The 16,528-nt window shown below is 37.7% G+C and carries 11 protein-coding genes; 10 read left to right on the top strand and 1 reads right to left on the bottom strand.

The window, feature by feature from the left end:
- Positions 1-393: 393 nt before the first annotated feature.
- A complete protein-coding gene (locus AA0X95_RS22730) occupies positions 394-4,536 on the top strand; it encodes a S8 family serine peptidase (RefSeq protein ID WP_413301887.1) in 4,143 nt (1,380 codons plus the stop codon).
- Positions 4,537-4,593: 57 nt separating this feature from the next.
- On the opposite strand, the gene AA0X95_RS22725 is transcribed toward AA0X95_RS22730, so the two are convergent.
- Positions 4,594-5,520, bottom strand: coding sequence for a LysR family transcriptional regulator (locus AA0X95_RS22725; RefSeq protein ID WP_413301885.1), 927 nt, complete (start codon positions 5,518-5,520; stop codon positions 4,594-4,596).
- A 144-nt stretch (positions 5,521-5,664) separates the two neighbouring features.
- Between AA0X95_RS22725 and AA0X95_RS22720 the strand changes: the two genes are divergently transcribed.
- The 9 genes from AA0X95_RS22720 to AA0X95_RS22680 all read left to right on the top strand — a co-directional run bounded on the left by AA0X95_RS22720 (position 5,665) and on the right by AA0X95_RS22680 (position 16,276).
- The gene (locus AA0X95_RS22720; protein WP_413301882.1) at positions 5,665-7,176 is read left to right on the top strand and encodes a long-chain-fatty-acid--CoA ligase; all 1,512 of its coding nucleotides are present in this window, start codon (positions 5,665-5,667) and stop codon (positions 7,174-7,176) included.
- A 28-nt stretch (positions 7,177-7,204) separates the two neighbouring features.
- Positions 7,205-8,725 (top strand): aldehyde dehydrogenase family protein, encoded by a 1,521-nt coding sequence (locus AA0X95_RS22715; protein ID WP_413301879.1) that lies wholly within the window; start codon positions 7,205-7,207, stop codon positions 8,723-8,725.
- A 46-nt stretch (positions 8,726-8,771) separates the two neighbouring features.
- Complete coding sequence (locus tag AA0X95_RS22710) at positions 8,772-9,980, top strand: iron-containing alcohol dehydrogenase (RefSeq protein ID WP_413301877.1); 1,209 nt, start codon at positions 8,772-8,774, stop codon at positions 9,978-9,980.
- A gap of 148 nt (positions 9,981-10,128) precedes the next feature.
- Positions 10,129-12,033 (top strand): alkyl/aryl-sulfatase, encoded by a 1,905-nt coding sequence (locus AA0X95_RS22705; RefSeq protein ID WP_413301874.1) that lies wholly within the window; start codon positions 10,129-10,131, stop codon positions 12,031-12,033.
- Between the two features lie 142 nt (positions 12,034-12,175).
- On the top strand, positions 12,176-13,447 hold the full coding sequence (locus tag AA0X95_RS22700) for an MFS transporter (protein ID WP_413301872.1): 1,272 nt from the start codon (positions 12,176-12,178) through the stop codon (positions 13,445-13,447).
- Between the two features lie 74 nt (positions 13,448-13,521).
- Positions 13,522-14,220 carry a hypothetical protein gene (locus tag AA0X95_RS22695; RefSeq protein ID WP_413301869.1) on the top strand — a complete coding sequence of 233 codons (699 nt, stop codon included), beginning with the start codon at positions 13,522-13,524 and terminating at the stop codon, positions 14,218-14,220.
- Positions 14,221-14,237: 17 nt separating this feature from the next.
- A complete protein-coding gene (locus AA0X95_RS22690; protein WP_413301866.1) occupies positions 14,238-14,783 on the top strand; it encodes a polyhydroxyalkanoate biosynthesis repressor PhaR in 546 nt (181 codons plus the stop codon).
- Positions 14,784-14,806: 23 nt separating this feature from the next.
- Positions 14,807-15,874, top strand: a complete 1,068-nt coding sequence (locus AA0X95_RS22685) for an alpha/beta fold hydrolase (RefSeq protein WP_413301863.1) — start codon at positions 14,807-14,809, stop codon at positions 15,872-15,874.
- 6 nt (positions 15,875-15,880) lie between these two features.
- Complete coding sequence (locus tag AA0X95_RS22680; RefSeq protein WP_413301860.1) at positions 15,881-16,276, top strand: YidH family protein; 396 nt, start codon at positions 15,881-15,883, stop codon at positions 16,274-16,276.
- The last annotated feature ends 252 nt before the right edge of the window (positions 16,277-16,528 follow it).

Genomic DNA, 16,528 nt, shown 5'->3' with positions numbered 1-16,528 from the left:
CTTAAAAATATTCGGTTTAATCGTAAAGCATGATTCCCCCAAGTAGCTAAAAGATGAACGATCTCATAGTTTAATATTTATCGTTTTTTACTTGATCAATTAGATTATATTATACAATATACCTGCTATTTCTTCGTAATTCGACAAAATTGATGAAAATAATAGTGGGATCAGATGTACTTAATAGTATTGTTTCTATAACAATTCCCCCAATTTACTGACCTAGAAAGCTCCAATATAATGAGGAAGAATAGTTTTCTAATTATTCTTTCTTTTATTTTACACTATTTTTATTTAAGGAGGAATGAGATGAATTTTGGTATTTTTTGTTCGTATATTCGTAGATTAAAAAGATTATCGGAATTACTAGATTAATTAAAAGGAGCTTGGCGCATGAAAACTAGAAAAAATAAGTTCTTTAATGTTATCGCTACAAGTGTATTGGCTTCAACTTTATTAACCTCTTATTTAATGCCTCAGCAAAAAACGTATGCTATATCAAATTCTGTTGAATCGATTTTAAAAGGACTATCAGAAGAGCAACGACAATCCATAAAACGATTAACCCCACAAGAAGGGTTCATTATTGATCCAAGTTTATTGTCACTTAAAGATAAAACCGCAAATGTCATTGTTGAGTTCAAAACAGCTCCGGTCGAAAATGCTCAGCAATCAAAAACAAAAGCTACATCTAAAAATAAAGCAGAAAAGATAAAAGGGGAACAAGAATATTTCAAACAACGATTAACTGAAATTTTTAAGAAGAAGGAAGAGTTAAACAAAAATATAAAAGAAAATTCAATTAAATACCAAATTAAACAAACTTATCAGAACATATTTAATGGAATGGCTATGACGATTCCTACAAATGAAATTAATACATTGCTTGAGACTGGTGTAGTTAAAAGGATTTGGAAAGACAATGTCGTTAGTTTACCGATAAATGAATCGACTACTACTCAAGAACCAACAACTGGAAAAGTAATTCCACCAGCGCTCCCTCATATAGGAGTTGATCGTTTACATAATGAGGGCTTAAAAGGACAAGGGATAAAAGTTGGGGTACTTGATACAGGGATTGACTATAATCACCCTGATTTAAAAGATGTTTATAAAGGCGGCTATGATTGTGTCTCTAATGATTCTGATCCAATGGAAACAACTAGAGCCGAGTGGCTTGCATCTGGTCAACCTGAAACGATAGATGGTAGTTCATACTATACAGAACACGGAACTCATGTTGCTGGAACAATCGCATCTAACCCTAAAAATGATGTTGAATATGCCATGACTGGTGTAGCTCCGAATGTTGACTTGTATGCATATCGAGTATTAGGAGAATATGGATCAGGATATGATTCATCCGTTATAGCAGGTATAGAAAGAGCGGTAGAAGATGGAATGGACGTGATTAATCTATCATTAGGTAATGGTAATAATCATTCCTTAGACGCTACATCTGTAGCCATCAACAATGCAGCATTAAAAGGGGTCATACCAGTTATAGCTGGAGGAAATGCAGGGCCAAATCCTGGTTCGTTAGGTTCACCAGGTGCTTCTCCACTAGCAATCACTGTGGGTGCTAGTGATGTCCCGACTGATATTCCAACCGTTAAAGCAATTTTAGCAGATATCTCTGTTCAAAATACTTTAATGGGGCATGGCCTTGGTAACGATTATCTACAATTAATTGATAAAGAGTATGATGTTGTTGAAGTAGGAATTGGTACAGAAGAGGATTATACTGACAAAGACATTAATGGGAAAGTGGCATTAATTTCTCGTGGTACTATTTCATTTGATGAAAAAATTCGACGAGCTCATGATAAAGGTGCTGTAGCTGTATTGATATACAATAATGAGGATGGAGAAATTCCATATTTCTTGGGTGAAAATCATGGCTATGTCCCAACATTTAAAATGTTACAAGGTGATGGAGTAAAACTTTCAGATAAATTAAAAGCGGATCCAACTACTAAACTTAAAATATCAGATTTACATTCAAATATGACCTCTGGTGATGTGTTAGCCGATTTTAGCTCACGTGGACCAGTAAATAATAACTTTGATATTAAGCCAGATGTGGTAGCACCTGGGGTGTCTACTTTCTCTACAGTTCCAGAATATATTAATAGCCCAGAAGATGGTATTGATTATTCCAGTAGTTATGCAAGTATGAGTGGTACATCTATGGCCACTCCACATGTAGCTGGAATTGCAGCCTTATTATTACAATCACATCCAAATTATACAGTGGCAGATGTAAAAGCGGCGCTTATGAATACGGCAGACCCTTTAAATGGGCGTACGTACAATGTGAATGAAGTTGGAGCAGGACGTGTAGATGCTTATGAGGCAGTACACAATACAACGTTATTGGAAGTACAAAATAAGACGACTTCCTTAGATGAAAATGGTTTAAAAATAGAAATCGATGACATTTCAGGATCTATACCTTTTGGTAGTATTGCACAATCCAGTGAGACGCAAAATAGAGCAACCTCGATTTCTATTAAGAATTTAAGTAGTGAACTAGAAACATATCATACTAGAGTTGAATTTTTAACAATTGATGGTGTCTCAAAGGATGCTGCAAAGAGCGGTGTGACGCTTCAACTACCATCCACGATTGAAGTGAATGGAAATGAGAGTAAAAATCTAAATGCAGAAATATCAATTCCAGCTAATGCAGAATTTGGTATATATGAGGGATATATTTATATTGAAAATGAGTCCAAAACTGCAGAATATCAAATTCCTTTCCATGTTCGTTATGCTAAACCTGGATTCGAAAAATTAGAATTTTTTAAACATGCTATAACGAATGACCTAAGTAACTATCATCCATACATCGAGCCGTTTACACCAGTCAGTTTCAAGTTAAATAGTCATATGAAAACGATTGATGTCGTGGTTAGCGATCTTGAAGGAAAACCAATTGGGTTTTATGGCACATTTAATTTAGAAAATGCGTCAGTTGATACGGATTACTTAATTTTCTTCGGATTTTCAGGTGAAGTAAAGCATTTTACGGGTGATCCGAATAAACCGTTAGCACTAGAATATGAATCACTTAAAGAAGGTAAATACATTGTTTCTTATATTGGCACAGGGGAAGATGGTAAAACATATAAGATTGATAATGACATGGTGATCGATAATACAGCTCCAACACTGGAATTTGATAAGAAAACAGGGATCCATGAACTTTCTAGTTCAGATTTAACAACTGAAAGTTATGATGGACAAGATTATACAGCATATTGGGTGCATGGAAAATTGTATGACGATACGATTGATTATTTAAAAAGTAGAGGTCATGACATCACTCAAGAGGCAAATACCGCGTATGCTTATCAAGATTCTTATTGGCCAACAGCTGAATTTTTCCCAAATGCAAATGGTGAATTTAAATTTGGTGTCCTACCAGAAGAATATACAAACTATCCAACAAATGTAGCTATCTATACTTATGATTACGCTACAGCAGGAAATCCGACTTTCCCAGACTTTACTTTTATAAATAAAGGAAGTAATTATTCCTTAATAAAAAACAATACAAAAGGTGTAAGTCTTGGATCGGAGTTTGTAAATACATTTACTGTTCAAAACGCTTTAGATTTAACAAGTGCTTCTGTAACAATCGATGTCCCTGATTTCTATAAAGTTGTAGACGTTAAGCCATCTAAACAGCTAGAGGATCTTGCAAAGAAAAATAATTGGACAATTCACGTTGCAAAGCCACAAATTACAGAAAACACTTGGTCTAATATTTCAACATTTGCTGTAGATATTTCAGACAAAAAAACACAATTACCAGTTTCAATTAATGATGATATTGATTTATTGGATATCACATTAAAAGTAGTCGATGACCATAATTACTTTGTAGAAAGTGGATTCTATTATCAAGAATCTTCCTATCAAACAAGCTCTGGTAGTAAGTCTTCTTTACCAACATTTGCTGAAAGGTTTAAATTCATTTCTCTGCACTCATGGTTCGAAGGTTACTATCATGGTGAAGCAGTTAATTTAGATAATTATGATTTAGACTATTCAAAGATTGGGACAAAAGCTTATCTGGTAGATAAAAAAGGTAAAAAGTACCCTGCAGATATTTCAGAAAATGGTTATATGACAATAACGGATATTCCTGCAACGAAGGATGAATATACGTTAATCGTAGATATTCCTGGGCATTTCCAATACAGCAAAAAAGTAACTTTAAGCAGGACGATCGATGGAATAGTCCAAGGTATTTTCTATAATGTCTATACGGATACGGCTGCTGCTGGAGATGTCAACGGAGATCACGTAATCGACATTTATGACGCAAAGCTTGTAGCAAATAATGCAGGAAATACCGGTGATAGATTAAAAGAAGATCTTAACAAAGATGGTGTCGTTGACATTATTGACTTCAACTATATCGAAAAGAACTTTATGTCCATCAATCCATACATTCCAACGTCCAATAAACCAGTTGAAAAAACTAAGGATTTAACATTAGAAGAATTGAAAAAAAGCTTTAATTGAAAAAGAGGATGCCTTTTGATCAAAGGCATCCTTTACTGTAATTATTTAATTTTTATATTAATCATTACGTGGTGAGTAAGTCAGCATTCGGGAATGAAAATTAAAATGCTCTAAAAACTTTTTTGTGTTAATAGAAAAATGATTATTCTCCGAGCGTACCCAGCCTACACCTATCTTTTCCTGTTCGTAATTGATGATTTCGATAGGAACGATTTCGCCGCTTAATACATAAGGATCATTTTTGTTTGAAAAATCTGGCCCGAAGCTAATTCCAAGTCCTTCTAAAATCGCTTTTTTTATTACTTCTGAATTATCCGTGGTAAATAAAATATTCATGGGCCCGAATTTACTAATTAAATCATTGGCAAAGCGTTTCACATAATCACCATTATATAAAATAACATTTTGAGTCATCAATTGTTCAGGAGTTATAAATTTTTGTGACGCTAAAGGAGAGGATTTGCTGGCGTACACCTTCATTTTTCCTTCAAGTATTACTTCAAAGATTAAATCTTCTCTTTTTTTTATTAAATCTTCATAAATCGTGATTAGGCCAATATCCATCTGGTTATTTTCGACATGTTCAATAATATGTTGAGTGCCCTTTTCTGAGATTTCTATATTTACATTTGGATAAGCGTTTTTAAAAGAAGCTAGAGGTTCTAACAGGAACAACATAAAGCCTGGGATCGAGGATAGCTTTAAATTTCCGGATATTACTGTGTTAACAGATTGGGCTTCCTCTTTAAATTCTTGAAGTCTCACTAATACCTCATATGCCTTTTTAACTAAAGTTTTCCCTTCTTCTGTTGGAACGGCGCCAAGTCGTCGGTGGCGTTTAAATATTTTAACTCCCAACTCCTCTTCTAATCTAGTAATGGATTGACTGATTCCCGATTGAGAAACATGCAGGTTTTCTGCTGCTATAGAAATAGATCCAGTTTCCGCAACCTTCACAATGTATTCCAATTGTTCAATATGCATAGTTTTCCCCTTTAAATATAGAAGTCCAACTTCTATATACTTCATTATTGGTTGATTTATTTCAGTGTAAATTATATATATAATAAATTCAAGCAATTACTAATTTTCTAAAAAATATTTAAAAAGGAGGAGGAAAGGAAAAGGATGAATTTAAATGAGAATTTAAAGAACAGTGCATCAAGATTTCCAAATCGTACCGCCTATACATTTCTGAATCAAAGTAAAACGTATGCCGAACTTGATAAATTGGTAGATTCTGCTGCATCTGGTCTATCTGCTGCAGGAATTACAAAGGGTGATAGAGTCGCTCTAATGCTTGGTAATTGTCCTGAGTTTGTAATTGCTTACCATGGTATCCTTCGGGCTGGTGCTGTGGTTGTTCCGATTAATTCTGCCTACACTACGGGAGAAATTTCTTATATTTTATCGAATAGCCAAGCAAAAGCTTTGATTGCTCATTCTTCTTTAGAAGCGACAATATCTCCATTAAGAGAGAAACTTGAAAATTTGAAGATGGTTATCTACACAGATTCAATCGAGTCCGAATGGTCTTGGGAGCGTCTAATTCATGATCAAATAGAAAAACTTGAAAGCCCTTCCATTGGAGAGGAAGATTTAGCGGTTATTCTTTATACTTCCGGCACAACTGGTAGGCCTAAAGGTGCCATGCTTTCCCATCGAAATTTGGCATCCAATACTGCTTCGATGTCCCAGCTTACAGAGTTTACTGAAGAAGATCGGGTCATTGCGGTTCTTCCTATGTTCCATGTTTTTTGTATCGCGACTTGTATCAACATTCCGATTGCTTGCGGGGCATCGATTGTCATAGTTCCTAAATTTAGCCCAACTGAAGTAATTAACACAATTAGAAGAGAGAATGCGACCATTTTTGCCGGAGTTCCGACCATGTTTAGCTTTTTGTTACAGGTGCCAGGAGCGAAGGCCGAAGATTTTTCATCGATACGGGCTTGTTTTTCAGGGGGGGCTTCGATTCCTGTTGAATTATTACATAGGTTCGAAGAAAAATATAAGGTTCACGTTTTAGAAGGGTATGGTCTATCTGAAACGGCTCCCGTAACAGCCTTTAATCCGTTGCGGGGAACACGGAAAACAGGCTCTGTTGGTATTGATATACCTGATGTAAAGAACAAAGTGGTAGATCCGGATGGAATCGAAGTTTCAAGAGGAGAAATCGGAGAATTGATTGTAAAAGGTCCGAATGTAATGTTGGGGTATTTAGGAATGCCGGAAGCTACAGCTTCAGCATTGAAGGATGGATGGTTTTATACCGGTGATTTGGCCCGAATGGATGAAGAAGGGTACATCTATATCGTGGACCGTAAGAAAGATATGATCCTTGTTGGCGGATACAATGTCTATCCGAGAGAAGTCGAAGAGGTATTGTACCAACACCCAGCCATTGTCGAAACGGCCGTGGTCGGAATTCCGGATACAGAATACGGAGAAATCGTGAAGGCTTTTGTGGTCACTAATGATGAAGGTATCACGATGGAAGAAATCCTGTATTTCTGCCAAGACAAACTTGCAAAGTACAAGCTGCCAAAACAAGTGGAATTTATGAAGGAATTACCTAAGAACAGCACAGGTAAGATTTTGAAAAGAGCTTTGCTTGTTGAACGAGTGGAAGTTAACTAATTTAATAGGGAACTAAGGAGGAATTGCTATGAAAGCAGCAGTGCAAACATTGGAATTTCCACTTTTTATAAACGGGGAGTGGAAGCCTGCGTTAAGAGGAGAAACGTTTGAGGTAGTAAACCCTGCAACTGGTGAAGTCGCAGCAAAGGTGGCGAAAGCCGGGAAAGAAGATGTAGAGGCGGCCGTTTTATCAGCTCGACAGGCTTTTGATTCGGGAGTATGGTCTAAAAAATCCCCACAAGAACGTGCTAACGTACTTGTCCAATTTGGCAACAAAATCATTGAACATGCAGAAGAATTGGGATACTTAGAATCTATTAGTTCAGGAGCAACGGTTCGACGCATTTCAAACATGGACATCCTATCCATTGTCGATCTCTTACAGCAAACAGCAAAGTTTACTGTAGAGTATCCCTATGTCGAATCCCTTCCTAATTTACCATTTCCTGGACCAAGCAATAACCAGGTTTGGAGGGAACCGATAGGTGTTGTAGCGGCCATTACCGCTTGGAATTTTCCAATGATTCTGGCTATGTGGAAATTGGCCCCTGCATTGGCAATGGGGAACTCTATAGTAATCAAGCCAGCATCGAATACGCCGCTATCTACCTTGAAATTAGCGGAATTGGCAGCTGAAGCAGGAATCCCGGCAGGTGTATTCAATGTGGTATCTGGTCCTGGAGCCAGCATTGGAGAAGCTCTTGTCACGCATCAAAGTGTAGACAAAGTGGCTTTTACTGGTTCTACAGAAGTAGGGAGCCGCATTATGCAGATGGCAGCCGGAACGGTAAAACGCGTCACCCTTGAGTTAGGCGGTAAATCACCAGCTATCGTAATGCCGGATGCCGACTTGAGTATTACCATTCCAGGCATTTTATTCGGATTCTTATCCCACTCTGGACAAATTTGTGAATCAGGCACTCGAGTTCTCGTACATGATTCCATTTATGATCAAGTAATTGAACAATTAGCTGAACTTGCAAGCACCATTACAATTGGAAATCCTTTAGATATCGCAACAGGAATGGGTCCGCTTGTTTCACAGCAGCAATTGGAAACGGTTCTCTCTTATATTGAATCCGGGATTCAAGAAGGGGCACGAATCGTTTGCGGTGGAAAACGCAGGATCGTAGAAGGATTTGAAAACGGATATTATGTCGAGCCTACCATTTTTGCCGATGTTCATAATGATATGAAGATTGCTAGAGAAGAAATCTTCGGGCCGGTTTTATCAGTCATCCGTTACTCCACAGTGGAAGAGGCAATTGAAATTGCGAATGATACGATTTATGGGTTAGCAGGCGGAGTTTGGTCGAAGGATGTGAATAAAGCCATGCAAATCGCCCGTGAATTAAAGGCAGGAACGATTTGGATCAATGATTGGCACATGCTCCGAAGTGATGCGCCATTTGGCGGTTACAAGCAAAGCGGTTTTGGCCGGGAATTAGGACGCCATGCATTGGATGAATATTCTCAAGTCAAGCATGTCCACTGCTCACTCGTTCCTGAAGTAAGCCAAAGACCTTGGTACCAAATTCTTTTGGGATAATCCTGGCCTCATTTATTAATAAAAATCTAAAAAAGCAGGTGATTGTATGTCGACATCATTTTTTCAATTTTCTGTTCGAACAGTTGTAAATAGCGGGGCGGGATCTAGAACTTTGCTTCCTGAGATGATTAAAGGGCTTGGCGGTAAACGGGCAGTGCTCTACACGGATAAAGGGTTAACACAGGCTGGAATTACTGAGCAAATTAAAGAATTATTTGCTTTCATGCCAGGAACGCCGGAGCTTGTTGGTGTGTTTGATGAAATCGAACAGGATGCAAAAGGTGGAATAATTAATCGCGGTGCACGTTTCTTTAAAGAGTGCAATGGTGATGCCTTAATTGCACTTGGCGGCGGCAGTGTCTTGGATACAGTAAAAGGGATCAAGTGGTTGCTCCATAAAGGTCTAGATGACATTCGTGATTCCCTACTTACTGGAAATGTGATGGAGTGGTGGCCGGAGGCTCAATATATCCCAATTCCGCACGTAGCCATTGCGACAACGGCGGGAACAGGAGCGGAAGTATCACCTGTAGCCGTTATCCTTAATGAAAGGCTCGGAATTAAATCAAACTTGCTTCATCCGTTTATCAATGCGGACATGGCGATTCTGGATCCTGATTTAACAGTAGGGCTACCTCCTAAAATCACTGCCTTTACAGGATTTGATGCCTTGACGCATGCAGTGGAAGCTTATTTTTCACCGAAAGCCAATCCTATGACAGACGCCTATGCCTTGCAATCGATACGTATGATTGTAGACAATCTGAAGACTGCGGTCCATAAAGGGGACGATCTTTCAGCAAGAGCGAATATGCTGATGGCAAGTTCGATGGCCATTTCTGCTTTCTGCTTATGCCTGAATGCCGTTCCGGTTCACAATATGGCACATGCAATCGGGGCAAAATTTAATATCCCACACGGACTGGCTAATGCTGTGCTTTTGCCAAATGTTATGGAATCTTTGCCTGAATATTATTTGACGCGAATCGCTGGGTTTGCCCAAGCATTAGGTATCGAGAACCCATCAGATAAACCTGAGCAATGTTTAGAGGAAGTTATTCAATTTATAAGAGATCTCCGCAAAGCGGTGAATTTACCTGATACTTTTGCTGAATTTGAATGTAACGAAGATAAGCTACACCTTTTGGTGCCGGCTGTTCACCATGACCCTGCAGGAGTTTTCTTCAAGATCCCAGCGCCTATTATCACCAAAGTGATAAATGATGTGTTCGAGTTAAAAGCAATAGAGGCTTAACACTACCATTGGCAATCTTGTAATCCGGAAAACACTTGAAAACCTCCTGTTAATGTAGGGTCAGAGACCTGAACTTATTGCCAGGAAGTCAGAAGTGTTTTCCTTTTTTGTGAATTTAAAAAACAATAATCCTTCCTTGGAGGTTTACATGATAAGCAAACTATTAAATCAATCTAAATCCGCTACTTTATTTACAAAAAACGCAAACCTAGCAGTGTACGAATCTCTAAATTTTGAAGATCTACAGGATTTTGAGGATGCGAACCGCGGTTTTATTGCACCTTTGGAATCTACTATCCTAAAAGATCATTCTGGGGAAGTCGTTTGGGACATTGATAAGTTAGAATTTCTAATCGACACTGCACCAGCGACAGTGAACCCTAGTCTTTGGCGAAATGCCCAATTACAGGCTATATCTGGTTTATTTGAAGTGGTAGAAGGAATTTATCAAGTGCGTGGACAATCCATGGCCACCACTTTCTTTTTTGAAGGTAAACAAGGAGTTATTGTGTGTGATACAGCAGGAAGTATTGAATCTGCTGAAGCTGCAATGGAATTATATTATAAACATCGTCCAAGAAAGCCTGTTTCAGCCATTATTATTAGTCAAAGTCATGCGGACCATTTTGGCGGTACCCAAGCCGTTCTAAAATATGCGGATAATCCGTCAATTCCAATTATCGCTCCTCAACATTTTACAGAAGAAGCGTTAAGTGAAAATGTGCTTTTGGGCACCATAATGGCGCGTCGAGCGGAGTATCAGTTTGGTAAAAATATACCAGATGGCAGGGAAGGTTCGGTATCGATCGGTATAGGTAATACGATGAGTTCGGGAACAATGAGTTTTGCGCTTCCTACGGTTGAAATAGAAAACGAAATCCAAACGATGGAAATCGATGGAATAACGTTTCAATTCTTATTAACCCCAAACACGGAAGCACCGGCTGAAATGCATTTTTATATCCGAGATTACAAAGCATTATTTGTATCAGAGAACGCCAATCAATTGATGCATCAAATTTATACGGTTAGAGGGGCAAAAACTCGGGATGCCCTGCATTGGGCTAATTCACTTGATAAAACCATCGATTTATTTGAACATGAAGAGATTGATACCTTGCTCATGATTCATGCATGGCCTGTTTGGGGCAAGGATCGTGCTTTAGGACATTTGAAATTGCAACGCGATTTGTATAAATATATGCATGACCAGACAGTCCGTTTAGCCAATCACGGATTTACGATGGAGGAAATAGCTGAAACAATCAAACTTCCAAAATCATTAGATAAGTATTGGGGGAATCGTGGATATTACGGTACGTTAAAGCATAATTCAAAGGGAATATACAATTTTTACTTAGGCTTTTATAGTGCACATCCCTCAGATTTAGATCCATTACCACAAGTGGAAACGGGTCTTAAATATGTAGAATATATGGGCGGCGCGGATACTATTTTGGAAAAAGCAAAGGCCGACTTTGAAAATGGAGAATACCGCTGGGTAGCTCAAGTATTAAAAAATGTCGTAATGGCTGACCCGGAAAACAAGGAAGCCAAAAATTTATTGGCAGATGCATACGAACAATTAGGATACCAAGCAGAATCAGCCAATTGGCGTAATATTTATCTTGTAGGTGCTTCCGAACTAAGGAATGGAATCAATAAAGATCCTGCCCCATTAGATGTTTCTGGAATTATCAACCACATGCCAATATTGGATTTCTTAAAGCTGATCGCTGTAAAACTAAACGGACCAAAGGCAGAAGGTAAAAAAATAACGTTGAATGTAGCTCTATCAGATATTAACCAAAGCTATGCTATTTATTTAGAAAACTCCGTTTTGATTTATAAGGAAGGAAAATTAGACGCTAACCCGGATGTTTCCTTAACTCTGGAACGATCAACATTCATTGGAGTTGGACTCGGCTTGCTTTCAACAGAACAAGCAGTAGCAGCAGGTAAATTAAACATTTCTGGTGATCAAACAAGATTGATTGAATTTTTATCACTTTTAGATGAGTTTGACCGATTGTCCAATATCGTAACGCCTTAATTAACAAAGATTGTTTAAACAAAAAGAACCTACTCAACTTTGTCCGCCATAAAGGCGGACAAGGCAGGTGCTTTTCCTCCTTAGGTATAAAAGTAAATGCCATTTAAAATTAAGAAATATTTGATGAGAGGTAGGAGTACGAATGAAGGGTCGGATGAAATGGGTTATTTTACTTGCACTTTTTATTTTGTCTATTGTTAATTTTGCCGATAAATCCATTACAGGGTTAGCCGGAATTCATATTATGAAGGATTTGAATCTAACTTTCTCTCAATTTGGAATGGTTGGAAGCAGTTTTTTTTGGTTGTTCCCATTAGCTGGAATAGTAGGGGCTTCTTTATCAGATCGTTATGGAACTGGAAAATTATTGGTTGTTATGGCGATTATTTGGACCATTGCGCAATCAATGGTGATGTTTGTTTCAGGCCTTCCACTACTTTTATTTAGCAGGGTTTTACTAGGTATGGGAGAAGGTCCTTTTCAAGCAACCGCAACCAGTCATATTAGTAAATGGTTTAGACCGGAATCACGTGGATTAGCCATATCCATCCTAAATTTTGGCAATGTTGTGGGTATAGCCGTTTCAGCCCCAATAGTGGTTCTTTTGATGTCAAATTTTGGGTGGAAACAAACATTTTTTATTTCTGGCATTATTAGCTTCGTCTGGTTAATTGGCTGGCTTTGGCTCGGAAGGCTGAAACCAGATGTTTTGTTTGAAGAAGAGGGAAGCAAACAGGAAAACAAACTAGAGACAAATGTGAAAGACAAGTGGAAAGCGTTACGATCTCCTATATTTATTTTTACATCCTTAGCTGCATGTATCGGATTTTCTTATATTGTCTTTGGAATTACCTTTAATCCCGCCTATCTAATGAAAGTTAAGGGGTTCAATGAACAACAGGCTGGAAAAATCATTGCTATTTCTGGATTAATAGGGGCGATTTTTGCATTAATAATGGCAATCATTTCAGATCGAATATACAAAAAAACTCAAAATTTACGGAAGTCAAGAATTCTTTTTTCTTCCTGTAGTCTGATTCTAGCAGGCGTTATATACGCGTTATATCCCCTTGTTACTGGGAAGGGTTCGATCATTATCATCCTATCTATTGTGTATACGTTAGTGGCCACAGCAGGAAATCTTAATCCGGCAGTAATCATTAGTTTATATCCAAAGCGGAGAGGTCTTATGACAGGAACTTATTATGGAATCATGACATCATCAGGGATTTTTGCACCTATTATTTTTGGAAAGCTCATTCAATCTTCAAGTGCAAATCCAGCAGTGGGTTTTAGCTCATCCATTTATGGAATCGCTGTGTCTATGGTTATTACAGCATTATTGATGTTTCTGTTCGGAAAGCCAAAACAACGAGTCACAGAAGAGAATAAAAAAACGATAGTGAACTTCTAATTCTATTAGACTAAATAAAGAAATTTCAGAATAATAAAAAATATTTACTATATTTTAAAGAGGATGTGCTTAATATGACTGAAAAAAAAGCTAATCTTAAAGAAACAATAACGCGAAAGAAAAAACAAGAAGTTAACGAAACGGTTGAAACTGTAAATGAACCTTTACTAGAGGAAAAACAGGACGAAGAAATCACTGTCGATGGCGAAAAAGAAGCATCGGATTCTAGCCTAGACCTGCTCTGGAGATTTGCATATCAGGAATTTGATGAATGGGTAAAGTGTGCTGAACATCGCGACGAAGTCTTTTTAGAAGAGGTGAGACGATTCTCTGAAAGTGTACAACGGAATCAGGGAAGTAAAAAAGCAATAGCTGAGCAATTTATAAAGGAATTTACTGAATGGGAAAAGGCTGTACGAGATGAATTTTTAATGTCAACCACCACCTTGCAGCATTTCTTTCCGGTTCAGTCTTATGAGGAAATGAATGCGCAAATGGATCAAATTCAAAAGACAGTATTGTCACTCTTAAGTACACCATGCCAAACCATTGCAAACTTCCAGGCGTTTGAGAAATACCAAGCAATGATGGAGCATTATATTAATCTTAGGAAACAAGGAAGATTGCAATATATCAAAACTCTTAAACAAGTTGGAAATCCTCTATATGAATTTCAAAAAGGATTTGTCAATCTGTTTACAACACAATTCAAAGAACTTTTCTTACCTCTAAATAAATATATGGAAAAAATGGAAGAACCTTCAAAGTCATAATTTAAGGGAGAAACAAAATGTCAAATGAAAAAATCTATGATCTATTTTCTGGATTCAACCAATTGAGTGAAATGTGGGACAAACAAGTAACTGGCCTATTATATAACCTAACAGACAACAAAGAATTTGTTCGCACAGCAAGTTCAGGTCTGAACACTTATTCATTTTACCTAGAGCGACTTAGAAAAAACCAAGAGCAAATTGCGGCACTAATGAATATCCCGACAAAGAAAGATGTCGCTAATGCCGCAAAGCTATCTATTCAGACAGAAGAAAAAATTGATTTGTTAGAAGAACAAATTTGGAAATTACAAGATAGTGTAAGCTCCATTACTAAAGAAAATTCAGGAATGTTTGAAGAAGTAGTCAATATTGTCATGCAAATGAAGAATGAATTCCAGAAGATAGCCCAAGAGCTGGCGAAAACGCAAAAAATGAATGCCGACCTTCAGGAATTGCGGAAAGAAATAGAGAGAGGCTTCATCGGAATAGAGCGGGAAAAGCATAAAAAAGTATCGGAAAAAAAGCAGGATAAAGATCTAGTGCTTACCGGTATTAAATAACATTGAAGAGAGGAGTGATAATAATGAAAGCAGTAGGAACAAACCTTTTTCCAATCTTAAACTTAGAACAAGAAGCGAAACGGTGGAATCAGCTATATAAAATTATGACCGAGCCAAAACCAGATATTGTACCTACACCGAGACAGACTGTCTGGAAGAAAAATAAAGCAACCCTATGGTATCATCCTGCAAAGGAAAAAAGACATGCGATCCCGTTATTTCTAGTATACTCCTTGTTAAATAAGGCGTACATTCTTGATATCGGTGAAGGAAGCAGCGTTGTAGGCGGACTAACCGAGCGCGGCTATGATGTCTACCTATTGGACTGGGGGTCTCCTGGGCTCGAAGATTCTGATATCACCCTGGATAATTATATCATTGATTATTTGGAGAACGCCCTTAAACGAGCTTTAAGACATTCAGGTGCAAAGGAAATATCCCTTGCCGGCTATTGCCTGGGTGGAACCATTGCAGCCATCTTGGCTTCCATAACGGAACTGCCAATTAAGAATTTATCCCTTGCGGCCGTACCAATCGATTTTAGTATCGGCATCTTTCCTGATAAATTGCTGGAAGCACTACAAAAAGGGCAGCTAAGTCTTGACCGTTTTGCTGATGCTCATGGAACCATTCCATCAGAAATTATGCATTTGATATATAGGATGGTATCACCTGGTTTTGCAAGTTCTAAGATCAATCTCGTCACCCGTGCAAATGATGAGAAATATGTAGAAAAGTGGCGCCGAATGGATAAGTGGACGAATGACTCTGCTTCGTTTGCAGGTGCTGCATTCAAACAGATGTTTAACGATCTCTATCAAGAGAACAAACTCTTAAAGGGAGAATTGGTGATTGGTGGTAGGAATGTGGATTTAAAGAATATAAACTGCCCGCTTTTTGTCTTCTCTTGCTCACGTGACACAATTATATTAGAAAAGCAAAGTCTTCCGGTGATGGACCTTGTTTCAAGTAAGGATAAAACTTATGAGGTTTTTGAAGGTGGACATGTTTCACTAGCATTGACCGGTGTATTCGCTGAAGTTTGGGATAAGTGGCTTTCGGCTCGATCAGAGGAAATGAAGGGGATTTAATCATTAATGAAAGCTTTATATAGAATAGAAGAGTCATCAGGAGAAAGTGTAAAGTATGCACAGCAACATTTAGCAAATGAAAGAACGTATCTTGCATGGATACGTACGGCTATATCGATTACAGGAGTAGGTTTCTTAACAACTTCATTACATTTTACAATTAAAATCAGTTCCAATCACTACATTAGTACCTTAGTCATCATTCTTGGAATCTTTGCGTGTGTTATCGGTTTTATAACTTGTGTATTATCTACGATACAATACACAAGGAAAAGAATGGAAATTGCAGGGGGCATCTACACACCATCTAACCATTCCATAATCTTTGTTTCTAGTTTATTTTCTCTATTAATGTTCATGATTTTTATGTATCTTTCTTTTTTATTATTAGTGAAGTCCTAAGGAATGTTGCCACCAATTGCATCTGTTTAAAACATAATAAGTATTATAATCTTATTCACTTTACAACCTTGACAGGGGTGAGGTCGGAGGTTCGAACCCCTCACAGGTCATATAATATGGAAGGCTAAACTCCTTGAGATATATAGGGTTTTAGCCTTTTTTTGTTGTTTCATTAATTTTCAGCCACTATATAATTTTTCTTTTGCTTACCTCTATTCATTAGCTTTTGCATCCATGTAACCCCATTTTTCT

Source organism: Neobacillus phoenicis (assembly GCF_047302305.1).
GTDB lineage: Bacteria > Bacillota > Bacilli > Bacillales > Cytobacillaceae > Neobacillus.
This window is presented reverse-complemented; position numbering and strand designations above follow the sequence as displayed.

What these genes read in the sequence shown, in the direction of transcription:
- AA0X95_RS22710 (WP_413301877.1), top strand. Translation starts at nt 8,772, where the DNA reads ATGTCGACATCATTTTTTCAATTTTCTGTTCGAACAGTTGTAAATAGC.
- AA0X95_RS22680 (WP_413301860.1), top strand. Translation starts at nt 15,881, where the DNA reads ATGAAAGCTTTATATAGAATAGAAGAGTCATCAGGAGAAAGTGTAAAG.
- AA0X95_RS22720 (WP_413301882.1), top strand. Translation starts at nt 5,665, where the DNA reads ATGAATTTAAATGAGAATTTAAAGAACAGTGCATCAAGATTTCCAAAT.
- AA0X95_RS22685 (WP_413301863.1), top strand. Translation starts at nt 14,807, where the DNA reads ATGAAAGCAGTAGGAACAAACCTTTTTCCAATCTTAAACTTAGAACAA.
- AA0X95_RS22700 (WP_413301872.1), top strand. Translation starts at nt 12,176, where the DNA reads ATGAAGGGTCGGATGAAATGGGTTATTTTACTTGCACTTTTTATTTTG.
- AA0X95_RS22705 (WP_413301874.1), top strand. Translation starts at nt 10,129, where the DNA reads ATGATAAGCAAACTATTAAATCAATCTAAATCCGCTACTTTATTTACA.
- AA0X95_RS22695 (WP_413301869.1), top strand. Translation starts at nt 13,522, where the DNA reads ATGACTGAAAAAAAAGCTAATCTTAAAGAAACAATAACGCGAAAGAAA.
- AA0X95_RS22730 (WP_413301887.1), top strand. Translation starts at nt 394, where the DNA reads ATGAAAACTAGAAAAAATAAGTTCTTTAATGTTATCGCTACAAGTGTA.
- AA0X95_RS22715 (WP_413301879.1), top strand. Translation starts at nt 7,205, where the DNA reads ATGAAAGCAGCAGTGCAAACATTGGAATTTCCACTTTTTATAAACGGG.
- AA0X95_RS22690 (WP_413301866.1), top strand. Translation starts at nt 14,238, where the DNA reads ATGTCAAATGAAAAAATCTATGATCTATTTTCTGGATTCAACCAATTG.
- AA0X95_RS22725 (WP_413301885.1), bottom strand. Translation starts at nt 5,520, where the DNA reads ATGCATATTGAACAATTGGAATACATTGTGAAGGTTGCGGAAACTGGA.